Genomic DNA, 23,503 nt, shown 5'->3' with positions numbered 1-23,503 from the left:
CTTGACGGGATCCATACGAATACAGGGCAACCCTTGACGCCGATCTGACACGGCCGACCGAGGAGTGTTTACGAAGTGTTCCATTCCGACCGCAGAGAGCAACGGATCAGGCCGGACAGCGCAGGGCGGCAGAGTCAGCCCCCGCACGGGATACGCGGGCACGGCGTATCGAGAAGCGTGAAAAGCGCCGGGGTGGGCGTACGGATCACGTCAAGCCCCGTCGACGGCCGTCCGGGCAGGGCCGACGCCGCGCTCACTCCCCACTCATATCTCGTGGAAGGCACTCCCCTGTCCCTGCACTCCGGTGAACCGATCACGGCCGGCCTGGTGGCCGCCGCCTCGCTGATCCTTGAGTACGCCCTGAACGTGGCCGTCTCCGTCACTGCCGGTGTGGCGGCTCTGACGTCGGCGTTCCCTCAAGAGCTACTCCCGGCCCTTGGACCTCGGCCGGCTCGTCGCTCTGGACTATCCCGTCCTCCGCAGTGGCGAGTTCGACGGCCCGCGCAGCCTCCACCCCGACCTGCCGGCAGCACCAGCACCCCGACCACAGCGAACGCGGGACGACGCAGCCGCATCTCGCAGTGGAGGCCGAGGCGGCCAAGACCACCTCCCTTCTCAATGATCTTCGGCCGACGATGGGCGACCTGCGCAGTCAGCTCGAAGAGCTCATTGACCGCAGGAACGAGCTGACCGGCGAGAACGGCCGCCCCCTCGCCGGCCAGTTGAATCACTGGCCGGCGAGGGGGCGGCGGCATCTGTGGGGCTTCCCGGGGGCTTCACGTCGAGCGGGGACCGGGCGTCGAGCGGGGCCGTGGCGGGGGGGATCGCGGCGGGCAGGGAACGCGGCGGGCGGGGAGTGCGGTGGGTCGCGCTCGGGTCCCGCGCTCGGGCCCGGTCCCGGGCCGAAGTGCCGCCGGTGGAAGGGCCGTTACCGGCTCGGTGCCGCGCTGCGCCGCAGCAGGGGAATGGCCACGGCGGCCACCGCGACGTGCGTCAGGGCGAGAGTGACCTTGGCGCCGCCCGACGCTTCGGCGGACAGGACCGGCAGCAGGGAGAGGACCGTCACCGCGCTCGCGAGCACGGTCCAGATCAGGAGGGCCTTGGCGGGCACGAACTTCTCCAGCAGGGCGAGGACGCCCCAGCCGACCAGGGCGGCGAACAACCCGACGACGGCGATGGCGACGAACCCGATCTCCGTCTTGGGTTCGCCCTTGGACAGGACGACCCCGAGATCGGCGCCCGCCGCCTTGCCGATGCCCCAGACCACGAGGGCGGCCACGGTCGCGGCGACGACCGCGATGGCCCTGGGGCGTACGGACGAGGTGGGAGGGGTGGAGGTCCGGGCCGCGCGGGTTTCGTTGGACATGAGGGGCTCCGTAAGTGGTCGGGAGGGCCGGAAGAGTGGTCAGGACGGGCCCCGGGAGGGCCGGAACGTGCCAGGCGGCCCGGGTGGGGCCGGATGCGGCTGACGCGGGCATGCCGGGGTGGCCCACACGGCATGGCCGTCCGGCTTTTCGGGGTGCCCTGGCTACTGACGAGCACAAGACGGGACCGTAACATATAGTTCCGTTCGGCATCATCTATATCGAGACATCAGGTGCCCATCGTCCAGTAATCGCTCCAGTACGAAACCGTCTACTGCGAACCCGTTCGTTACCCTGGCTTCATGAAGCCGACTGACCCCGCCGCGTTTCCCGATGTCGACCTCGCGTTTCTTCTGGGCTGGGCCGCCCACGCGTTGCAGACCGAGCTGACCGCGGGTCTCACCGGGCTCGACATCACCCCGCGCGTCCACTGCGTCCTGCACAGGGCGCTGTCGGCGGACATGACGCAGAGCCAGATCGCCGAGTCGCTCGGCCTGGACAAGACGACGATGGTGGTGCTCGTCGACAAGCTGGAAAAGGACGGGCTCGCGGAACGCCGCCCGTCGACCACGGACCGCCGGGCCAGGATCATCGCGGCCACGGACAAGGGCAGGGCACTGGTCGCGCGGTCGGACGAGATCGTCTCGGCCGTGCAGGCCGACGTGCTCGGATCGCTGCCCGCCCACTTGCGCGCCCCGTTCGTCGAGGCCCTCAACCACCTTGTCGAAGGCCGTCTTTCGACCTTCGCCGAGTGCGAGCAGCCGCCGCGCCGCCGCTCGACGAAGATCTGACGAAGATCCGAGGGGCGGGCGGCGGCGTCGAAAGCGTCAGTTCGCCGGCGTGGGCCGCCGGCCGGTGGCGGCGCGGAGGATCACGGCGAGAGCGACCAGCACCACGCCGAACCACACGACGCTCGTGACACCCGCATGGTCGGCGAACAGGCCGCCGACGAGAGCGCCCAGGGCGATGCAGGTGTTGTAGGCCATCGTGTTGAGCGACATCGCGGCCTCGAACCGCTCGGGGGCCGCCGAGAGCGTCATGTTGATCTGGCTGAGCTGGACGACGCCGAAGGCGAGGCCCCACAGGACCATGGCGATGATGACGCCGGCCTTGTTCGCGCCGATGGTCAGCAGCATGACCAGGGAGGCGACCATGACCAGACCGCCCACGACGAAGCTGCCGCGGAGGCTCTTGGCGACGGTGTGTCCGCCGATGAAGTTGCCTATCGCACCGCCGATGCCGAAGACGATGAGGACGACGGTGATGAAGCCGACGCCGGCGGAGGTGCTCTCCTCCAGGTACGGCCGGACGAAGGTGTAGGCGCCGAAGTGGCCGAGGACGAAGAGCACCACCATGATCAGGACCACCCGCAGCGATACGTTCCTGACCGGCAGGCTGAACACCTCGCGCACCGACACCGCGTTGGCCGAGGGCAGCGACGGGACCGTGAAGGCGACCGCGAGGAACACCAGGGCGCTGAGCCCGGCCCAGATCAGGAAGGTGGACCGCCAGTCGCCGGCGCTCTCCAGCAGGGTGCCGAGCGGGATGCCGACCACGGTGGCGATCGAGATGCCGGACATCACGACGGCGGCGGCCCGGTTGGCGTGCTTCTCGGGGACGATGCGCATGGCCATGCTGACGCCGATGGCCCAGAAGACGCCGCTGGCGAAGCCCATGATCAGGCGAGTGCCCAGAATCAGCGGGTAGTTGGGGGCGATCGAGGTGATCAGATTGCCGATGGCCAGGACGGCCAGCAGTGCCGTCAGCAGTCTGCGCCGGTTGACGCGCCGGCTCCACGCCACGATGAACGGCACGCCGAGACCGGCCGCGATGCCCTGCGCCGTGACCATGAGGCCGGCCGCGCCGACCGAGACGTCGAGGCTCTCGCTGAGCGGGGTGAGCAGGCCGATCGGCATCAGTTCGGTGGTGAGGAAGACGAACAGGCTGGCGGTGATGGCGGCCACGCCCAGCCATCCCCGGGCCGGGGATGGCTGGTTCCGCGAGGCGGAGGGCGGGCCGGTCTCTTCTTGAACGGTCATGTCATATCTCCGGAAGCAGTCAGGGTGCGGTGCGGGACGGAGCCGGGGAGGCATCCGTGAACTTCGGTGCGGGTGGGCGCGGTTGGCCGAGGACGACCGCCAGGAGGATGACGGCCATGCCGGCGATCTGGAGGGCCGACAGCGTCTCGTCCTTGACCAGGTAGCCCAGCGCGGTCGCCACGACCGGGCTGCCCAGGGCGAGGAAGGAGACCGCGACGGCCGGCAGGCGTTCGACGCCTCGGAACCAGACGACGTAACTCAGGACCGCGCCCAGCGTGATGAGGTAGGCGAAACCGGCGATGTTGGAGCCGGTGAGGCCGTCCGGAAGGTCCTCCAGCGACAGCCAGAACGGCAGCAGAACCGCACCGCCCGCCGTGAGTTGCCACCCGGTGAACGTGAGCAGGCCGACGCCCTCGGGCCGCCCCCAGCGCTTGGTCAGCGTGATGCCCGAGGCCATGCACAGCGCTCCGCCGACCGCGGCGAGCACCCCGACGGCGTCGAGCGACGCCGTGCCCCTGAAGACGAGCAGCACCACACCCCCGGCGCCCAGGACGCAGGCCACGGCGTGGACGGTCCTGATTCTGTCGCCGAGGAGCAGCGCCGCGAGGAGCACGACGAACATGGGCTGGGCCGACATGATCATGGCGGCGATACCGCCCGGCAGCCGGTAGGCCGCGACGAAGAGCAGGAAGTTGAAGGCCCCGATGTTCGCGGCGCCCAGGACCAGCGCGCGCCACCACCAGATCCCGACAGGAAGTCTCCGGCCGAGGGCCAGCAGGAGCAGGCCGCCGGGCAGGGCCCGCATGGTGGTCGCCAGGAGCGGCCGGTCCGGGGGCAGCAGCTCGGTGGTCACCAGGTAGGTGCTCCCCCAGACCGCCGGAGCCAGGCTGGTCACGGCAGCCGTGAACGCATGCTGTCTGTTCTTCATCGTGCCTCGCATCCCTCGGAAATCACGGTGGCTCCCGGCGTCGGTACGGCCCACTTCGGTACGGACGGCATCAGCACGGCCGACGTCGGTACGGTCGGCAGCGGCACGGCCGACGTCGGCACGGCGGCTCAGTCGAAGACCGGGCCACGGTCGCGGCCGCGTTTCAGCTCGAAGAAGCCGTGTGTGCCCGCCACGGCCAGCACGGCGTCCCAGAGCTCTCCGGCCGCCTCGCCACGCGGGGCGGGGGTGAGAACGGGCCCGAAGAACGCCAGCGGCCTCCCCTCCGGGCCGGGCACGTGGATCACCGGGGTGCCGACCTCCGAACCGACCGGGTCCATCCCCTCGTGGTGCTCGGCCCGCAGCGGCTCGTCCCAGGCCCTGTCCTCCGCGGCCCCGATCAGGCCGGCGGGCAGCCCCGCCTCCTCAAGGGCGGCACGGATCATGTCGTGGCCGAGCCCGGCTCCCTCGTGGTGGATCAGGCGGCCCATGGCGTTGTAGAGGGGGCGCAGCACCTCGTCGCCGTGCCGCTGCCGTGCCGCGACGCACACGCGCACGCACGCCCAGCCGTCGATCATGCCCTGGCGGTACTTCTCCGGGACCTCACGCCCCTCGTTGAGGACCGACAGGCTCATGACGTGGAACCGGGTCTCCAGCGGCCGGACTTGTTCCACCTCCAGCAGCCAGCGGGAGGTGATCCACGCCCACGGGCAGCGGGGATCCACCCAGATGTCGGCGACGGTCGTATCGGAACGCGATGGCGCGGTGCTGCTCATGGCGGTCGGTCGTCCTTTCGTTCTGTCGATGCCTGCTGGCTGCCGGTTGGCTTGGTTTGTCGTTTTGTCGATGTCGGTGCCGATACCGATACCGATGTCGGCGGTGTGCGGGCGTGTGGGCGTGCGGGCGTGCCGAACCTCGCCTCGGCGGCGTACTCCCAGGTGGGGTGGGTGGGGGGTGCGGGTCCTCATCAGTGTCGGACCTGAGGGATCAATGAGTCCAACACATGCTTGTCACATGATCGATCTCGTATCACGATGGATCCATGGAGCTCCAGCAGATGCGGTACGTGATCGCCGTGGCCGAGACGAACAACTTCACGCGGGCCGCCCAGCGCTGTCTGGTGGTGCAGTCGGCGCTCAGCCACCAGATCGCGCGCCTGGAGAAGGAACTGGGCGCGAGGCTCTTCGAACGCACCAGCCGGCGGGTCCGGCTCACCCCGGCGGGCGCGGCCTTCCTGCCGGCCGCCCGCCAGTGCCTGGACGCGGCGGAGCGGGCCGCCGCCGAGGTCGCGGCGGCGGTCGGGGAGGTGCGCGGCCGTCTCGCGGTGGGGCTGATCCCCACCGTCGCCGCCGTGGACGTTCCCGCCGTGCTCAAGGACTTCCACCAGCGCCATCCGAAGGCCCGGATCAGCCTCGGCGTGGGGGCGAGCAACGAGCTCGTCGAGCAGGTCAAGCTGGGCGAGATCGAGGTGGCCTTCCTCGGCGTCCCGGTCACGGCCCGCCCCCAGGGCGTCAGGGCGCGGGAGCTGGCCCGGGAGCGGCTGGTCGCCGTGGTCTCCCCGGATCACCCGCTCGCCGGCGAGACCTCGGTCGACCTGCGCCGGTTGTCCGCCGAGGTGTTCGTGGACCTCCCGGCGAAGACCGCCGGCCGGGCCCAGTCCGATCTGGCGTTCACCGCCGCCGGCCTCACCCGCGAAGTCGCCTTCGAGGTGACCAACGCGGACTACCTGGCCCGTCTGGTCGGCGCGGGCCTGGGCGTGGCCCTGCTTCCGCCCGCGTACGTGGAGGGGCTGGCCGGGCTGGTCATGATCGAGGTCGCGGACGCGCCGAGCCGTGCCGAGTACGTGATCTGGGGCCGCGAGAGCCTCACTCCGGCGGCCGTCGCCTTCCTGGAGCTGCTGGGCGTCGGGCAGGAGTGAACGGCGGGCGGATCCAGATCCCGTACGAAAGCCCGGGGAGGCTCCCTCTCCCCCTGCTTCAGAAGGTGATCACCCCTGGTCCGGCCGCGTTCCGCCGGCGTCGAGACTCCTCAGCCCGTCGCGTGCCATGCGGTTCTGCCGGGGGTGGTCACCGCCTCCGGGCAGGGCGAGGGCGGTCTCGAATTCGTGCCGCGCCTCGGCATGCCGGCCGGCCGCCGCGTACGCGCTGCCGAGACGGACGCGGACCTCCATCTCCAGCCAGGTGCTCGCACTGCGCGTGAGCGTGGACAGCGCCTCGTGGTGGATGTCGACGGCGGAGTGCGGACTGCCCTGGACGTGTTCCACGGTCGCGAGACGGGACAGGCTCGCCGCCCGCAGCAGCAGATCCTCCGCCTCACGGGCCAGGGCGACCGCCCGCCGCAGCAGATCGGTGGCCTGCGCGTACCGCCCGAGGGCCAGATGGGCGTCGGCGGCGAAACACAGGGCGTTGCAGATGGTTCGGGGCCGGCCGTTCTTCTCGGCGATGACCAGAGCGGCGGTGTAGTGCTCAAGTGCCTCCTGGTGCCGCCCTTGTTCGGAGCGGATCGCGCCGAGATTGCACAGCGCGATCCCGGACAGCCAGTCATCCCCGAGGCCGGACGCCAGTTCCACCGCCTCGCCCAGGTGGACGACGGCCTCCTCGACGCCGCCGAGGATCCACTCGGCGGCGCCCATCCCGGCGATCGCCCGGGCCTGATCCCGCAGATCGTCCTGGCCGCAGGCATGGCGCAGCGCCTCGGTGAACCAGGTGTGCGCCTCCTGGAACCGCCCCTGGTAGATGTCGACCATTCCCATGCAGTTGCGCAGCGAGGCGGACATCCGCCGGTCGGTGGCCACGTCCGCGCACGGCAGGGCGATTTCCAGGGCGGCACGGCACTCGTGGTACCGGCCCTGGTGGACCAGGTGGTCGATCAGGGCTTCGGCGATCCGGCAGGCGTGGTCGAACTCGCCGTCGGCGGCCGCGCAGGCGACCACATCGACCAGCTCTCCGCCCGCCTCCTTCAGCCATGCCGAGGCTTCCCGCCAACTCGGGAAGAGTGACCGGCTGTTGACGTCCAGGCCGGTCGCGAACCCTTCGGGCCCCCAGTCGCTGGCGATGCGGCCCGCCGCCGTGTAAAGGCTCAGGACGGCGGACCGGTCGGCGGCGGCCTCGTCGGGCGTGTCGGGCACTTCGGACTCCTCGGACACCCCGGACGGCCCGAATTCGCCGGGCGCCCCGGATGTCCCGGCCGCTTCGGACACCCCGAACCCCCTCTTGAATTCGGCCACTTCGGCCACTTCGGGCGCTTCGGGCGCTTCGGGCGCTTCGGGCGCTTCGGGCGCTTCGGGCGCTTCGGGCGCTTCGGGCGCTTCGGGCGCTTCGGGCGCTTCGGGCGCTTCGGGCGCTTCGGTGGCGAGACGCCGCGCGTGTGCCCGTACGAGATCGTGCAGCCGGTAGCGGCCGGGGTGGGGCTGCTGAAGCAGGCTCGCGTCGACGAGGTCCTCCAGGAGATCCTCAGCGTCCTGCCGGGGAACGTCGAGCATGACGGCGAGGGTGAGCACGTCGAAGCGCGCGGTCGGCGCCACACCCAACGCACGGAATCCGCGCCGCAGTTCGGGCGCGAGCTGGTCGTACGACATCCGGAAGGCGGCCTCCACGCTGCGGTCCCCGGCCCGCAACTCGCCGAGGCTGCGCGCGTCGTCGGACATCCGTCCCGCCAGCAGGGCCAGGGTCCAGGACGGGCGGTTCTGCAGCCGGGCGCTCGCGATGCGCAGCGCCAGGGGCAGGCCGCCGCAGCGCCGGGCCAACTCCAGTGCCGCTTCCGGCTCGTGCTCCGCCCGGGATCCGCCGACGAGCTCCCGGAGCAGGCCGACCGCCGCGCCCGTGTCCAGGGGCTCCACGGTGAGCCGCAGGTCGGCGTCGAGGCCGAGCAGGCGTTGCCGGCCGACCACCAGGACCCGGCTGCCCGGCCCGGCGGGCAGGAGCGGACGGACCTGCGCGGCGCTGCGGGCGTCATCGACGACCAGGAGCAGCCGCAGCGAACTCGTCGCCGCACGCCAGGCCGTGACCAGGTCCGCCAGGTCGTCCAGGTCGTCCGGGATCTCGTCACCGCTGCCGCGGACCGCGCGCAGCAGCCGGCGCAGCGCCCGCTCCGGGCCCACGCTCTCGTGGGCCGCGCCATGGGTGCGCAGGTCCACGTACAGGCAGCCGTCCGGATAGGCGTCTTCGAGCGCCCAGGCGGCGCGCACCACCAGGGCGGTCTTGCCGACGCCCGCCGTACCGTCGACCGCCACCACGGAGACGCCCTCCGGGGACACGGGGGCGGTGAGCAGGGCGAGTTCCTCCTCGCGGCCGACCAGGCAGGCGGTGTCACCGGGGAGGTCGTTCCGCCGGGTGCGGGAGACGTCGGCGTGATCGGCCCCGCCGGGGAGGGGGCGGCCGGGCGGGAGGGCCTCTCGCGTCGTGGCCTCGCGCGAAGTGGGCCCGGGCTGGGTGGCGTTGGGCTGGGCGACGTTGGAAGGGGTGGCGTTGGAAGGGGTGGCGTTGGGCTGAGCGGCATGGTCTTGAGCGGCGTTACGTCGAGTGGCCTCGGGCTGGTCGGTCCTGCGCGCGGCCAGCTCGGTCCGGTCGGTGTCGCGCGGGTCGGCCGCCGGGCGCGGAGCCGCCCCGTCCACGGTGGCCTCGGAAGCGGACGCGTCGACCTCGGGAACGGCGATCGCGGATGCATCGGTCGCGGGAACGGCGGACGCGGAGACGGCGGCCACGGAAGCGGCGGACGCGGAGACGGTGGTCGCGGGAGCGGCGGACGCGGAGACGGCAGACGCGGGCGCCCCCGTCCGGCGGCCCAGCAGCGTCTGCCGGTCTCGGCGCAGGACCGCCTGGTGCACGCGGCGCAGTTCCTCCCCGGGCTCCATCCCCAGCTCGTCGAGGAGCCCGCGCCGTATCTCCTGGTAGACGGCCAGTGCCTCGGCCTGCCGCCCGCTGCCGTACAGCGCGCGCATCCGCAGTCCGGCGACCGGCTCGTCGTGCGGCCGGGCCAGGGGCTCCGCCATGAGGGCGTCCAGGGCCTCCGGGTAGCGCCCGAGCAGCAGCAGGCACTCCGCCAGGTCCTGGTGCACCGTGCGCCGCTGCCGGGTCAGGCGTACGCGCTCCGCGTCGGCGAGCGGGCCGGGCAGACCGGGCAACGGTTCGCCTCGGAACAGCTCCAGGGCCCGGCTGCCGTGGACGAGCGCCGCGTCGAGGTCGTCGGCGGCCTTCGCCCGCTGGGTGCGGGCGACCTGTTCGGCGAGCTCGGCGAGGTCGGTCCGGGCCTCCCCGGGCTCGAAGCGGTAGCCGCCGCGCCCACCGCGGATCACCGACCGGTCCGGCCCCGCGCCCGCCCCGTCCAGCGCCTTGCGCAGCGCGTAGACATAACTCGGCAGGACCCGGTGGCCCGTGCCCGGAGGCTCATCTCCCCATACGTCGTCCAGCAGTTGCCGATACGACACCGAGGCCGGCGCGCGCAGGATCAGAGCCACGAGGACCGCCTGCCGCCGTACGGGGCCGAGCGCCAGCGGCGACGCGCCGCGGCGGGCCCCGACCGGCCCGAGGAGGTCGATCCGCAAGTCGATCCGCGAGCGCCCCCCGGCATCAGCCGCATCCGCGACCGAACCTCCTGCGTCCACGCCCATGTCAACGTCCCCACATCCCCCGTGCGCCCCGTGCGCACCGCGCGCTGTGCCCGCCGTTCGCCCCGTGCCCGCGCCGACCCCGAAGTGCCTGCTTCAGCAGGATTCCATCGGCATTTCAGCGCGTCGCGACAGAGTTTGCCAGGTTGCGTCGGTGTCGGTGGGGCCGGGCGTCGGCTCGGTCGCCCGGGCGCAGACCCGGCCGGCACGTCATCGAGAGAGGAAGACCCCATGTCGTACGGCAATCGCGCCCCCGGCACACAGCCCTCCGGCCGCGGTGCGCGATGGCAGCGCTACCGGGTCGCCCACCCGTTCTCCGCGCAGGACCTGGCGGGCCTGTGGGGGCTGATCCTGGGTGTCGTGGCGCTGGCCCTCCTGCTCGGCTGGGCACTCGAGATGAGGGGCGGTACGGTCATCGTCCTGGCGATCCCCTTCATCATCGCCTGGTACGAGAAGCGGCGCACCGCCTTCCAGTTCGACGCGGCCGGCGCCCGGTTCGGTGGGCTGCTGCTGCCGTGGCAGGACGTCACCCAGTTCGTCGTGGCCACGCCGGACGACCGGCACGCGCTGATCGGGGCACGGCTGCGTCCCGGCGCGAGCCTGCCCACGGGTGCGAGCAGCGCGGCGCAGCACCCGGCCATGCCCGCACCGGTCCATGTCGCCGTCCCGCGTGCCGGGTTCGACCTGGACAAGATGGTCCGCAAGGCGCGCAAGTACGCCCCGCAGCACGTCCAGATCGTCGTCGCGGAGCCGTCCGGCGAACGCGTCGCCTCCCAGCGGGATCGTTGATGGCCGACGCACCTCGCCCCCCGCAGCCCTGGGAGCTGCCCCCGGAGCACCGGCCGGTGCCGGGCAACCCGTATGCCGCGCAGGGCTTCGGCCCGCCGGTGGAGCCGGGCCGCCCCCGGCGGTCCGGCAGGCTCCCGCTGATCGCCGCGGCCGTCGTGCTGCTGCTCCTGGTGGCCGGCGGGGTGTACGCCGTCAGCGACGGCCGGTGGGGCGGCTCCCCCGCGCCCGTGACGCCGGTGGCGAAGAAGACGCCGTCCGCCTCGGCGACGCCGTCCGCTCCCCCTTCCCCTGCCCCTTCGGTCCGTACGCCCGAGCAGCAGCGGATCCCGACGTCGCAGGAGATCAACGCCGGGCGCAAGCCGGGAGACGCCACGGCGTGGGTCGTCGACGACCCGACCGACCTGCCGGGGACCACCGTCCTGCTCCACGATCTGTGGGTCGTCGGCGACACCGTCGTCCAGGCCATGCACAGGAAGGTCAGCGCCTACCGCCTCTCGGACGGCGTCGAGGTGTGGAGCGTGCCGCTGCCCGCGCCCGTCTGCGAGACGCCGGTCAATCCGACCCCTGACGGCAAAGTCGTCGTGGTGTACAAGAACAGCCAGGCCAAGAGCGGGAACCGGTGCAACCAGCTCCAGATGATCGACCTCCGGACCGGGAAGGCGGGGTGGCAGAGAGAGCTGGCCGAGACCGGGTCCATGGATGACACGATCATCGTGCACACCGCCATCAGCGGTGGCGTCCTCGCGATCGTCCAGAGCATGAAGGCCGCCGCGTACCGGGTCGACGACGGCGTGAAGCTCCATGACATCCCCATGGAGAATCCCGGGAAGTGCTACCCGGACGACGTGGCGGGCGGCGCCCGGCTCCTGGTGAGCTCCACCTGCGCGATCAGCGGCGAGCGCAGCGAGTCGTACAGCCAGCTCCGCGAGATCGACCCGCGCACCGGGAAGGTCCGGTGGCGTTTCCGTACCCAGGCGGGCTGGCGGGTCGGCAAGGTGCTCTCCGTCGCCCCCGCCGTCTTCACCACGCTCCATGTGGAGGACCGCACCGACAACTGGCGGATCGTCGCCCTGGGAGCCGGCGGGAAACTCCGTACCACCATCGACGCCCGGCCCAAGGGCTTCGGCTACTGCGGTGACTCGGGAGACTCGGGCCAGGGCATCCAGAACTGCCCGGGCATGGTCGTCGGGAAGAACGCCGTCCACGTCGGCGGCACGAAGCAGGTGGGCGCCTACGACCTCGGCACCGGGAAGTTCGTCTGGGGCGTGAAGTCGCAGGAGAGCACCCTCCACCCGCTGCGCGAGGAGGACGGCACGTTCGCACTGGTCTACGAGGCGGCCTGGCCGAAGCGGGAGGGCGGGATCATCAAGTTCGGCCCGGGCGGCGTGGACACGAAGAAGCAGGTACTGCGGCATCCGCAATCGGCCCGCCCCACCGAGTACAAGATGCTCGCCGGGCGTCTGGCCTATGTGAAGGGCCGGATCATCATCACGCCGTCGATCGTGAGCGGCAAGGACACCGAGCGCGAGGCCCGCATGATCTCCTTCGCCCCCGAGAAACAGTGAGCGCGTGAGCGCCCTGCCCTAGGGTGTGTCGTCCGCACCGGGGCGGGCCGGGAGCGGGGACGAAGCCGGGGGGGGACACGTCATGAAGCGCCTTCATGGGAAGGTCGCGGCCGGGCCGCCCAAGCCACCGCTTCCGCTGCCGGTCGCACTCGGCATCGTCGCCCTGGTGCTGGGCCTCGGCGCCGCCGCCGTGGTCGGCGGGCTGTGGTGGACGGCTGACCGGGCGGAGTCGCGACTGACCGACCAGGAGATGAACTGCTGCTGGGAGGAGGGAGCGACTCCGGCCTGGATGAGCGGGCAACTGGGCGTCCGCTTCCCAAAGGACGCCTCGGACCGGCGGGCGGGCTACAAGGCCGGACTGCGTTACGACACGGGGCTCCTCTCCTTCGTCCTGCCGAGCGACCGGGCGCGGGCGTACACGGCCCGACTCGTCCCGGACGGGATACGGATGCTGGGCAACGCGCACCCCGAGAAGGAGGACTACCGCCCCGCGGCCGCCTTCGCGCACCTCGGCCTGCCGGAGCCGGAAACGATCACGCGGGACCTTCGAAGGACCAGCCTGTGCCCCGAGGGCCTCGACACCCCCGAGGGCGCCCACCTTCAGCGCTGCGTCGACCTCTTCGTGCACGAGTTCAGGCCCGGCACGACGCGGATCTTCGTCAGGTCGACGATCGAGCCGTCCGTGACGCCGCCTCCGGCGGGGACGAAGCCGTAGCGGCGGAGTGGTCGGCACGGAACCCCGAGGGCGGAACCGGGGTTATGGAGCCGACGGACGGAACCGGGGTTACGGAACCGGGGCGCGCGGTCGCGATCCGTGGGCGGGCGCGCGGTCGCGATCCGTGGGCGGGCCCCGGCGGTGGCTGCGGGTGGCCCCGGGCGGTCGCTCAGGGGCGGGTCGCGGCGAGTGCCTGCTCGGGCGTGAGCCCGGTGCCGCGCCGGTACGCGGCCCGGTAGGCGGCCTCGTCGAGGCTCCCCCGTACCGCCGCCGTGATGCGGTCGACGTCGCCGCGTTCGGCCGGAGGAAGCGGCATGCCGACCGATGCCCGGGACGTGTGGGCCGCGCCGAGCAACAGGGCCGCGTACGCGGGCCGTTCCGCGAGGGCGTGCGCTCCCGCCAGGCCCTCCAGGGCCAGGGCCATGGCGCGGGGGTCGCCGGTGTGGTGCGCGGAGGTCCAGCCCTCCCGGTGCAGCCGCAGGGCCTCCTCCACCCGGCCGCGCTGTTCGGCGATGAAGCCCAACTCGGCCAGGACCAGGGCGCGGCCGGGTTCGAAGGACATGGTGGTCTGCCACTCCAGCGCGTGGCGCATATGGGTCTCGGCGGCGTCGAACCGGCCTTCGCGGCGCGCGCCGAGGCCGAGGCCGATCTCGGCGTGGATCTCCCCCGGCTTGAAGCTGTGCTCGGCCGCGAGGCGCATGGCCTGCTGGTGGAACGCGCGCGCCCGGGCGTGGTCCCCGGTGAGCATGGCGGTGCTGCCGAGACCGGTCAGCCGGTCGGCGGCCTCCGGCCAGAGCCCGAGATCCTCGGCCCTGCGCAGCCCCTCCTGGTGGAGCCGGGCCGCACGGTCGTAGTCCCCGGCCATCTCCGCCAGCGCGGCGAGCGGTTCGACGGTCTGCAACTGGCCCCACCCGTCCGCCAGTTCGGCGAAGAGTTCGGCGCTGCGCTGCCCGTCGAGCGCGAGCCGGTCCAACTCGCCCCGGACATGGGCCTGGTTGGCCCGTACGCTCAGCGCCGCCGCGGTGCCCCAGGGGTCGCCGAGCGCCCGGAACCCTTCGAGCGCCTCCTCGATGAGCTCCTCGCTGGTGGCCTGGTCCCCGACGCCGAACAGGGCGAACCCGAGGAACCACTGCGCCCGGGCCCGCTCCCGCCGGTCCGTGACCCGGCGGGCGAGCTCCACGGCGACCCGCCCGTACCGCGCCCGCTCCGTGCCGTCGCCGACGAGCACGGCGAACCCGGCCCGCCAGGCCCGGGCCTGCGCCCGCAGGGACTCCACCGCGGCCGGGCCGGAGACGGCAGCGGACCCGGCCCCCTCACCCGGCCCGGACGCCACGGTCGGCCCCGCTTCCCCCTCCGGCCCGGACGCGGCGAGCGCGGCCTCCAGGGACCGGCCCGCCTCCCGGAGCCGACCGCGCAGGAACCAGTACCAGGTCAGCGCGTTGACGAGGCGGAGGGCGTCCTCGGCCCCGCCGTCCCGGCCCGCGTCCTGGAGCACCCGACGCACATTGGCGGTCTCCGCGTCCAGGGCGCGCAGCCACCGCCGTTGGCCGGGGCCATGGATCAACGGCGCGGTGCGCGCGGCCAGTTCGGTGTAGTACCGGCGGTGGCGGCGATGCACCTCGTCGCTCTCGCCGGCCTCGTCCAGGCGGGCCAGACCGTACTGGGCGACGGATTCGAGGAGCCGGTAGCGGGGTTCGTCGCCCGCGTCCACCATGACGACCAGGGAGCGGTCCACCAGCCGGGCCAGCAGGTCCAGGACGTCGTCCCGGTCCACTCCCCGCCCCGCGCAGACCGCTTCGGCCGCCTCCAGGGTGCATCCCTCGGCGTGCACGGCGAGGCGGCGCAGGACGGCGCGCTCGGGTCCCGTCAGCAGGTCCCAGCTCCAGTCGATCATCGCCCGGAGCGTCTGCTGCCGGGGCGGGGCTCCCCGGTAGCCGGTGGCCAGGAGCCGGAAGCGGTCGTCCAGCCGGGCGACGAGGCCCCGTACGCCGAGGGCGCGCACCCGGGTGGCGGCCAGTTCGAGCGCCAGGGGGATCCCGTCGAGCCGGCGGCAGATCACCGCGACGTCCCGCGCGTTGCCCGCGTCGAGCGTGAAGCCGGGCGAGGCGGCGGCGCGGGCGGTGAACAGCGCGACGGCGCTGGAGCGCGCCACCTCCTCCAGCCCCGGAGCGGGGGCCGAGCCGAGTGCGTGCGGCGAGGGCGCGTCCAGCGCGGGCGCGTCCGGCGCGTACGGCTCCGAGGAGGGAGCGTCCAGCCCGGGCACCCCCGGCGCCGGCACCTCCAGCGGAGGCACGGCCCACACCACCTCGCCCAGGGCCCCGAACGGCTCCTGGCTGGTGGCCAGGAGCCTCAGCCCGGGGGCGCGCTTCAGCAGCAGCGCCGCCAGTTCGGCCACCGCGTCGACGATGTGCTCGCAGTTGTCCAGGAGCAGCAGGAGGCGCTTGTCGGCCAGCGCACCGGCGAGACGCCCGGCGGGTGATGAGGAGTCGTACACGCCGGGCGACGCGGGTGACCCGGGCCCCGTGTCCTCCCGGACGCCGAGCGCCGTCATGACGGCCTCCGCCACGGCGTCCACCGTGTGCGCGCCGCCCGCTCCACCCGTACGGCCCAGCGCGGCCAGCTCGACCAGCCACGCGCCGTCCGGGAAGCCCCCGGCGAGCCGGGCCGCCGTCTCCAGCGCCAGGCGCGTCTTGCCGACGCCCCCGGAGCCGGTCAGCGTCACATGCCGGGCGGTGGCGAGCAGCCGCTCCACCTCCGCCAACGCGCCGTCTCGGCCGATGAGTTCGGTCAACGGGGCGGGCAGGTTGGCACCGGGGAGACGCCTACCGGCGGCAGGGGCGGTCAGGGCGGGGGCGATCAGGGCCGGGGTGGTGGTCAGAGCAGGGGTGGTCAGGGCCGGGGTCAGCCCGGGGGCCTGTTCCAGCATCGCCTGGTGCAGGGCGGTGAGTTCGGGGCCCGGATCCAGGCCGAGTTCACCGGCGAGCCGTGTCCGCAGCTCCTGGTAGCCGGCCAGCGCCTCGCCCGTCCGCCCGGCGGCGTACAGCGCCCGCATCTGGAGCGCGCGCAGCCGTTCGCGCAGCGGGTGGCGTACGACGAGTTCGTGCAACTCCTCCCCCACCGCCACGTGTTCGCCCATCCCGATACGGGCCTCCGCGAGCGCCTCGACGGCGGCGAGGCGGGCCTCTTCGAGGCGGGCGATGACCGGGCGGGCGAAGGCGGCGTCCTCGAACCCGGAGAACGGAGCGCCCCGCCACAGGCCGAGCGCTTCGGTCAGCAGGGCCGTACGGGCGGGCGCTTCGCCGGCGGCCCTGGCCCGCGCCGCCAGCACCAGGAACCGGTCCAGGTCGACGCTCTCCGGCTCCGTACGCAGCACATAGCCGTCGTCGCGCAGGGTCAGCAGTTCGCGGCCGCCCGCCTCCGCGTCGTCGAGCGCCTTGCGCAGTTGCCAGATCCTGGTCTGCAGGGCGGCGGCCGGGTTGCCGGGGAGTTCGGCCTCGCCCCAGAGCTCGTCCACGAGCCGGTCCGCGCTCACCGGGCGCCCCTCGTGCGACAGCAGGGCGGCCAGGAGCGCCCGGGTCCTGGGGCCGGGCACGGTGACGGGGGTGCCGTCCGCCTTCCACACGGCCAGTGGCCCCAGTACCCCGAATCGCATGGGCGTCACCGTAACGCAGGGCTGTGACGTGCGGTGAGTCGGCCGTGAGCGAGCGGAGAGCCGGTCGTGAGCGCCCCGGCGCAGGCTGGGACACGTCCATCACCGCTGCCGGCTCCACCATCACCGCCGGCGGCAGGCCGACCCGGCGCAGGAGCATCCGATGTCCGACTTGACGACAGATTCCCCGACCTCCCCGGAGCTGAGGGCCGGACCGCGGGAGTGGCTCGGGCTCTTCGTGCTCACCCTCCCCACGATCCTCCTGGCCCTCGACGCGACCGTGCTGAACCTCGCGGTCCCCCAGATCAGCGCAGACCTGGAGCCCACCAGCGCGCAGTTGCTGTGGAGCGTGGACATCTACGGCTTCATGATCGCCGGTTTCCTGGTGACCATGGGCACGCTGGGCGACCGCGTCGGCCGGCGCAGGCTGCTGATGATCGGGGCCCTCGGCTTCGGCGTCGCCTCGGTCCTCGCCGCCTTCTCGACCAGCGCGGAGATGCTGATCGCGGCGCGTGCGCTGCTCGGCGTCACCGGCGCCACGCTGATGCCCTCGACACTGGCCCTGATCAGCAACATGTTCAAGGACGCCCGGCAGCGCGGAGTCGCCATCAGCGTCTGGGTCACCTGCTTCTCCGTGGGCGTCGCGGTGGGCCCGGTCCTGGGCGGTGTGCTGCTGGAGTGGTTCTGGTGGGGCTCGGTCTTCCTGCTGGCCGTGCCGGTGATGGTGCTGCTGCTGATCGTCGCGCCGATCCTGCTGCCCGAGTACAAGGACGCGGACGCCGGACGCATCGACCTGGCGAGTGTGGCGCTGTCCCTGCTGACGGTGCTGCCGGTGATCTACGGGATCAAGCACCTGGCCGAGCACGGCGCGGGAGCCGTGGCGATCGGCGCGCTCCTGGCCGGTGTGCTCTTCGGCGTGGTCTTCGTCCTGCGCCAGCGGGGGCTGGCCGACCCGCTGCTGGACCTGCGCCTCTTCGCCGACCGCGCGTTCAGCGCCGCCCTCCTGGTGCTGATGCTCGGGCTGGGACTGATGGGCGGGCTCTACCTGTTCATCACGCAGTACCTCCAACTGGTGGAGGGCCTGTCGCCGATCAAGGCGGGGCTGTGGCTGCTGCCCGCGGCCGGCGCGCTGATCGTCGCCTCCTCGCTGACGCCCGCCGTCGCCCAGCGGGTGCGTCCCGGGTACGTCGTCGGCGGCTCCCTCTTCCTCTCGGTGCTGGGATACGCCCTGATCGCCCAGGTCGGCAGCACCGGCGGGCTGCCGCTGCTGGTGACCGGGTTCGTGCTCATCTACACCGGCATCAGCCCGATGATGGTGCTCGGCACGGACCTGGTCGTCGGCTCGGCCCCGCCCGAGCGGGCCGGTTCGGCGGCGGCCATGTCGGAGGCGGGCATGGAGTTCGGCATCGCGCTGGGCATCGCGGGCCTCGGCAGTGTCGTCACCGCCGTGTACCGGGACGAGATCACCGGCGCCCTGTCGTCGGACCTGCCCGCGTCGGCGGCGGAGACGGCCCGTGACACGCTCCCCGGGGCCGACGCCGTCGCCGCGAACCTGACCGGCCCGGCGGGCGTCGAGCTCCTGGAGCAGGCCCGGGAGGCGTTCACCAGCGGGCTGAACCTCGCGGCGGGCATCGCGGGCGTCACCGTGGCCGCGCTCGCCGTCGCGGCGATCGTGCTGCTGCGGCACGTACCGGCGACGGGCGAGGCCCCGGACGGTCCGGCGGACGAGAGGAAGCCGGAGAAGACGGAGGAGACGGAAGAACCGGGCGAGGCGGGGAAGCCGGGAGAGGCGGTCGCGACCGCGTCGGCCGGCCGGCCCTCGACCTGATCCGCGACCGGCCACCGGCCACCGCCCACCGGGACACAGCAAGCACGACACGCACCAGAGCAAGATCAAGAGCAACAGCAAGGCCACCAGCACCAGCACCAGCACCAGCACCAGCACCAGCACCGAACAACGGAACGGCCCGGTCGAGCGCATCGACCGGGCCGTTCCGTGTGCCCTCGCCCCGGATCGGCCCCGCCCACGCTGCGCGCGCGACCGGCCGACCTTACTGTCTGTTCTGGAGTCGCCACGCGGAGCGCCGGTCGCTGTGAGGCCGCGACCGGCGGGCCGCCCGCCCCACCCCCGTACAGGAGGAGCCCCCCATGCCGGAGCTGTTCATCGACGGCCGGTGGACCACCGCCGCCGACGCGGGCACGCGGGAGATCCGCTGCCCCGCGGACGGCAGCCTGGTGGCCACCGTCGACGAGGGCGGGCCCAAGGACGCCGGGGCGGCCGTCGCCGCCGCGCGCCGGGCCTTCGACGACGGGCCCTGGCCCGGTACGCCGGCCGCCGGGCGCGGGCGGCTGCTGCTGCGGGTCGCGGAGCTGCTGGAGCGCGACAAGGACATCTTCGCGCGGGCCGAGTCGCTGGACACCGGGAAGCGGCTGGTGGAGAGCGCCTACGACATGGACGACATCGCGAACTGCTTCCGCTACTTCGGCAACCTGGTCGCCGCCGGGTCCACCGACCGGGTCGTCGACACCGGCACGGCAGACGTCGACAGCCGGATCGTCCACGAACCGGTCGGCGTCTGCGCGCTCATCACCCCCTGGAACTATCCGCTGCTCCAGACCGCCTGGAAGGTCGCCCCGGCGCTCGCGGCCGGCAACACGTTCGTGCTCAAGCCCAGTGAGCTGACCCCGCACACCGCCGTCCTGCTCATGGGGCTGCTCGTCGAGGCCGAGCTGCCGGAGGGGGTCGCCAACCTGGTGCTCGGGGCGGGCGCGGCGGTGGGGGCCCCGCTCACCGAGGACCCGCGGGTGGACATGGTGTCGTTCACCGGCGGGCTCGTCACCGGGCGGGCCATCATGGCGGCCGCCGCGCCCACCGTGAAGAAGGTCGCCCTGGAGCTGGGCGGCAAGAACCCCAACATCGTCTTCGCCGACGCCGACTTCGACACCGCCGTCGACTACGCGCTGATGGCGGTCTTCCTCCACTCCGGCCAGGTCTGCTCGGCCGGCGCGCGGCTCCTCGTCCAGGACGAGCTGCACGACCGGTTCGTGGACGAGCTGGTGGAGCGGGCGCGCCGGATCAGGCTGGGCGGGCCCTTCGACGAGGACGCCCGCAGCGGTCCGCTGATCTCGGCCGCGCACCGCGACAAGGTCGAGGCGTATGTGGCCGAGGGCGTCGCGGAGGGCGCGGTCGTGCGCTGCGGGGGCGCGCGGCCCGACGATCCGGCGCTGGCGGACGGCTTCTACTACCCGCCGACCGTGCTCGACGAGTGCCGCTCCTCCATGTCCGTGGTGCAGGACGAGTCGTTCGGGCCGGTGCTCACGGTGGAGCGGTTCCGGGACGAGGACGAGGCGGTGCGGCTGGCCAACGACACGGTGTACGGGCTGGCGGGCGCGGTCTGGACGCTGGACGGCGGCCGCGCCCACCGGGTGGCCTCGCGGCTGCGGGCCGGCACCGTGTGGATCAACGACTTCCACCCCTACGTACCGCAGGCGGAGTGGGGCGGCATGAAGCAGTCCGGCTTCGGCCGCGAGCTGGGTCCGGCGGGTCTGGCCGAGTACCAGGAGGCCAAGCACATCTGGCGCAATGTGGCGGCGGCTCCGCAGCGGTGGTTCGAGTGAGTACGGCCACGGGGCCGGACCCCGTCCCGCCGCCCAGGACCCAGACCCAGCACGACGACGACGCCCTCGGCGAACTCGGCTACCGTCCCGAACTCAAGCGCACGCTGGGCAACTTCCACACCTTCGCCGCCGGGATCAGCTACATCTCCATCCTGACCGGCACGTTCCAGCTGTTCTACTTCGGCGTCACGTTCGGCGGCCCCGCCTACTGGTGGTCCTGGCCGATGGTCTTCTGCGGGCAGCTGATGGTGGCGCTGTGCTTCTGCGAGCTGGCGGCCCGCTATCCGGTGGCCGGTTCGGTCTACAACTGGGCCAAGAAGATGGGCGGCCCGCATGTGGGCTGGCTCGGCGGCTGGATGATGATGACGGCCACCATGGTCACGCTGGCGGCGGTGGCGCTGGCGTACCAGATCACGCTGCCGCAGATCGACGGCTGGTTCCAGTTCGTCGGCGACGGGCGCGGCCGGAACGACCAGGCGGCCAACGCGGTGCTTCTCGGCACGGTGCTCATCCTGTTCTCCACGCTGGTGAACGCGTTCGGGGTCAAGCTCATGGCCCGGATCAACTCCGCAGGCGTCTTCATCGAGCTGATCGCCGCCGTCGCCCTGATCATCTTCCTCGCGGCCCACATCACCCGGGGCCCCAGCACCGCCCTGACGGAGACGTACGACCTCGGCAGCGGCACCTCCCTCGGCTACTTCGGCGCGTTCCTCACCGCGTCACTCGCCTCCGCGTACGTCATGTACGGCTTCGACACCGCCTCCTCCCTCGGTGAGGAGTCGCACGACCCGGGCCGCAACGCGCCCCGCGCCATCCTGCGGGCGCTCATCGCGTCGTTCCTGATCGGCGCGTTCATCCTGCTCTTCGCGCTGCTCGCGGTGCCGGACCTCCAGGCGCGGGAGCTGTCCACGGGCGGGCTCCAGTACGTGGTGCTGGCGACGCTCGGCGACACCGTCGGGGACGTCTTCCTCTGGTCGGTGGTCGTCGCGATCACCGTCTGCGTCCTGGCCGTGCAGGCGGCGGGCATCCGGCTGATGTTCGCCATGGCCCGGGACAACAACCTGCCCGCCGGGTCGAAGCTGGCCCGGGTCAGCCCGCGCTTCAGGACGCCCGTGGTGCCCGCCGTGCTGATCGGGGTGGTGGGCGTGGTCATCCTGGTGGTGAACATCAACCAGCCGCAGATCTTCTCGGTGATCACCAGCATCGCGATCATCATGATCTACGTGGCGTATCTGCTGGTCACCGTGCCCATGCTGCTGCGGCGGCTGCGCGGTACGTGGCAGCCGCGCGAGGGCGCGTTCTCGCTGGGCCGCTGGGGGCTGCCGGTCAACGTGCTCGCGGTGCTGTGGGGCACGGCCATGTCCCTCAACCTGGCGTGGCCGCGCGCCGAGGTCTACAACGCGACGGGCCCGCAGCACTGGTATCTGCGGTGGGGCGCGTTCCTGTTCATCGGCGTCGTCGCGCTCGGCGGCTTCGCCTACTACTGGTTCGTCCAGCGGCACCGTACGGGCGTGCTCGCCGAACACCGCTTCGAGGCCGAGGACCCCACCGCCCCCCCCGCCCCCGACGACGCCCGGCCGCTGAGACCCCGCCGGCCCGCCGAACCCTGGAGACCCGATGCCCGAAGAGAGCTCTGCGCCCGTGTACGACTACGTCGTGGTCGGCGGCGGTACGGCCGGAGCCGTCGTCGCCGCCCGGCTGACCGAGGATCCCGCCGTCACCGTCTGCGTCCTGGAGGCGGGCCCGTCGGACATGGGCGACGAGAGCGTCCTGCGGCTGGACCGGTGGATGGAGCTGCTGGAGTCCGGCTACGACTGGGACTATCCGGTGGAGCCGCAGGAGTACGGCAACAGCTTCATGCGGCACGCCCGCGCCAAGGTGCTCGGCGGCTGCTCCTCGCACAATTCGTGCATCGCCTTCTGGGCTCCGGCCGAGGACCTCGACGAGTGGGGGGCGCTGGGCTGCACCGGGTGGAGCGCGGCGGACTGCTTCCCGCTCTACCGGCGGCTGGAGACCAACGACGCGCCCGGCGACCACCACGGCCGCTCCGGCCCGGTCACCCTCCGCACGGTCCCGCCCGACGACCCGTGCGGTACGGCGCTGCTGGCGGCGTGCGCCGGAGCGGGCATCCCCACCACCCCGTTCAACACGGGCACCACGGTGATCAGGGGCGCGCACTGGTTCCAGATCAACGCCCGCGAGGACGGCACCCGTTCCTCGGCCTCGGTCTCGTATCTGCATCCGATCCTGGGGAAGCGCCCCAACCTGGAGGTGCGGACGGGCCTCCAGGCGAAACGGCTGCTGTTCGACGACGGGGACCGCTGCACCGGAGTGGAGTACCTGGAGCCCGACACCGTACACAGCGGCAGGGTGCACGCCCGGCGCGAAGTGGTCGTCGCCTGCGGGGCGATCGACTCCCCGAAGCTGCTGATGCTCTCCGGGATCGGGCCGGCCGGCCATCTCCGGGAGACCGGGGTGGAGGTCCGGGTGGACTCCCCCGGCGTCGGCTCGCACCTCCAGGACCACCCGGAGGGCGTGATCATGTGGGAGGCGCGGCAGCCCATGGTGACCTCCTCCACCCAGTGGTGGGAGATCGGGATCTTCGCCGGCACGGAGCAGGGCCTGGACCGGCCGGACCTGATGTACCACTACGGCTCGGTGCCGTTCGACCTGAACACCTACCGGCGCGGCTACCCCACCTCGGAGAACGCGTTCTGCCTCACCCCGAACGTCACCCGGGCCCGCTCCCGGGGCACGGTCCGGCTCCGCACCCGGGACTTCCGGGACAAGCCCCGGGTCGATCCGCGCTACTTCACCGACGAGCACGACGTACGGGTGATGACCTACGGGCTCCGCCTCGCCCGGGAAATCGTCGCTCGGCCGGAGATGGCCGCGTGGGCGGGGACCGAGCTCGCTCCGGGGCCGGCCGCCGCCACGGACGCGGAGCTGTTCGACTACATCCGCGAGACCCACAACACCGTCTACCACCCGGCGGGGACGGTCCGGATGGGCCCGGCGGACGACCCGGACTCCCCGCTCGACCCGCGGTTGCGGGTGAAGGGGGTCACGGGGCTCCGGGTGGCCGACGCTTCGGTGATGCCGCTGCTGACCACGGTCAACCCGTGCATCACGACCATGATGATCGGCGAGAAGTGCGCCGATCTGATCAAGGAGGGCTGAGCGGGGCGGCTTGAGCGGGGCGGCTTGAGCGTGGGCGCTTGAGCCAGGCCGCCT

14 protein-coding genes and 1 pseudogene are annotated in these 23,503 nt (G+C 72.7%); 9 read left to right on the top strand and 6 right to left on the bottom strand.

All coding sequences use genetic code 11. The features are described 5' to 3' along the window. Positions 1–928: 928 nt before the first annotated feature. Entirely contained in the window at positions 929–1,366 is a 438-nt protein-coding gene (locus ACLJPL_RS13875; RefSeq protein ID WP_411081107.1) for a DUF6069 family protein, read from the bottom strand. Between the two features lie 300 nt (positions 1,367–1,666). Between ACLJPL_RS13875 and ACLJPL_RS13870 the strand changes: the two genes are divergently transcribed. Beyond that, positions 1,667–2,155, top strand: coding sequence for a MarR family winged helix-turn-helix transcriptional regulator (locus ACLJPL_RS13870; protein WP_411081106.1), 489 nt, complete (start codon positions 1,667–1,669; stop codon positions 2,153–2,155). Positions 2,156–2,191: 36 nt separating this feature from the next. On the opposite strand, the gene ACLJPL_RS13865 is transcribed toward ACLJPL_RS13870, so the two are convergent. The 3 genes from ACLJPL_RS13865 to ACLJPL_RS13855 all read right to left on the bottom strand — a co-directional run bounded on the left by ACLJPL_RS13865 (position 2,192) and on the right by ACLJPL_RS13855 (position 5,104). Further along, positions 2,192–3,403 carry an MFS transporter gene (locus tag ACLJPL_RS13865; protein WP_411081105.1) on the bottom strand — a complete coding sequence of 404 codons (1,212 nt, stop codon included), beginning with the start codon at positions 3,401–3,403 and terminating at the stop codon, positions 2,192–2,194. Positions 3,404–3,422: 19 nt separating this feature from the next. Beyond that, positions 3,423–4,331, bottom strand: coding sequence for an EamA family transporter (locus ACLJPL_RS13860; protein WP_411081104.1), 909 nt, complete (start codon positions 4,329–4,331; stop codon positions 3,423–3,425). A gap of 128 nt (positions 4,332–4,459) precedes the next feature. Then, complete coding sequence (locus ACLJPL_RS13855; protein WP_411081103.1) at positions 4,460–5,104, bottom strand: disulfide bond formation protein DsbA; 645 nt, start codon at positions 5,102–5,104, stop codon at positions 4,460–4,462. A gap of 266 nt (positions 5,105–5,370) precedes the next feature. Here ACLJPL_RS13855 and ACLJPL_RS13850 point away from each other — a divergent pair, with 266 nt between their 5' ends. Continuing rightward, positions 5,371–6,246 (top strand): LysR family transcriptional regulator, encoded by an 876-nt coding sequence (locus ACLJPL_RS13850; protein WP_411081102.1) that lies wholly within the window; start codon positions 5,371–5,373, stop codon positions 6,244–6,246. A 69-nt stretch (positions 6,247–6,315) separates the two neighbouring features. Here the strand turns inward: ACLJPL_RS13850 and ACLJPL_RS13845 are convergent, their stop codons facing one another. Further along, complete coding sequence (locus ACLJPL_RS13845) at positions 6,316–9,936, bottom strand: AfsR/SARP family transcriptional regulator (protein ID WP_411081101.1); 3,621 nt, start codon at positions 9,934–9,936, stop codon at positions 6,316–6,318. A 228-nt stretch (positions 9,937–10,164) separates the two neighbouring features. On the opposite strand from ACLJPL_RS13845, the gene ACLJPL_RS13840 reads away from it, so the two are divergent. From ACLJPL_RS13840 to ACLJPL_RS13830, 3 genes are all read left to right on the top strand, one after another. Further along, on the top strand, positions 10,165–10,722 hold the full coding sequence (locus ACLJPL_RS13840; protein WP_411081100.1) for a hypothetical protein: 558 nt from the start codon (positions 10,165–10,167) through the stop codon (positions 10,720–10,722). After that, complete coding sequence (locus tag ACLJPL_RS13835) at positions 10,722–12,287, top strand: PQQ-binding-like beta-propeller repeat protein (protein ID WP_411081099.1); 1,566 nt, start codon at positions 10,722–10,724, stop codon at positions 12,285–12,287. The genes ACLJPL_RS13840 and ACLJPL_RS13835 overlap by 1 nt, the downstream gene beginning before the upstream one ends. 82 nt (positions 12,288–12,369) lie before the next feature. Continuing rightward, positions 12,370–13,002: a hypothetical protein gene (locus tag ACLJPL_RS13830; protein ID WP_411081098.1), complete on the top strand. Its 633-nt coding sequence runs from the start codon at positions 12,370–12,372 to the stop codon at positions 13,000–13,002. Positions 13,003–13,171: 169 nt separating this feature from the next. Here ACLJPL_RS13830 and ACLJPL_RS13825 read toward each other — a convergent pair whose 3' ends face one another. Next, positions 13,172–16,654: an AfsR/SARP family transcriptional regulator gene (locus ACLJPL_RS13825; RefSeq protein ID WP_411081097.1), complete on the bottom strand. Its 3,483-nt coding sequence runs from the start codon at positions 16,652–16,654 to the stop codon at positions 13,172–13,174. Positions 16,655–16,814: 160 nt separating this feature from the next. Here ACLJPL_RS13825 and ACLJPL_RS13820 point away from each other — a divergent pair, with 160 nt between their 5' ends. From ACLJPL_RS13820 to ACLJPL_RS13805, 4 genes and pseudogenes are all read left to right on the top strand, one after another. Further along, positions 16,815–18,479: an MFS transporter gene (locus ACLJPL_RS13820; protein ID WP_411081096.1), complete on the top strand. Its 1,665-nt coding sequence runs from the start codon at positions 16,815–16,817 to the stop codon at positions 18,477–18,479. Between the two features lie 320 nt (positions 18,480–18,799). Then, positions 18,800–20,269, top strand: a complete 1,470-nt coding sequence (locus ACLJPL_RS13815; RefSeq protein ID WP_411081095.1) for an aldehyde dehydrogenase family protein — start codon at positions 18,800–18,802, stop codon at positions 20,267–20,269. Next, a pseudogene (locus ACLJPL_RS13810) lies at positions 20,266–21,831 on the top strand (APC family permease); the annotation flags it as partial. The gene ACLJPL_RS13815 and the pseudogene ACLJPL_RS13810, both read left to right, overlap by 4 nt. Positions 21,832–21,886: 55 nt before the next feature. Next, a complete protein-coding gene (locus ACLJPL_RS13805) occupies positions 21,887–23,449 on the top strand; it encodes a GMC family oxidoreductase (protein ID WP_411081094.1) in 1,563 nt (520 codons plus the stop codon). Positions 23,450–23,503: the final 54 nt, after the last annotated feature.

This window comes from Streptomyces sp. cmx-18-6 (genome assembly GCF_046548915.1).
Lineage (GTDB): Bacteria > Actinomycetota > Actinomycetes > Streptomycetales > Streptomycetaceae > Streptomyces.
The sequence above is the reverse complement of the archived record's forward strand: the minus strand, read 5'-3'. Positions and strand labels throughout refer to the sequence as shown.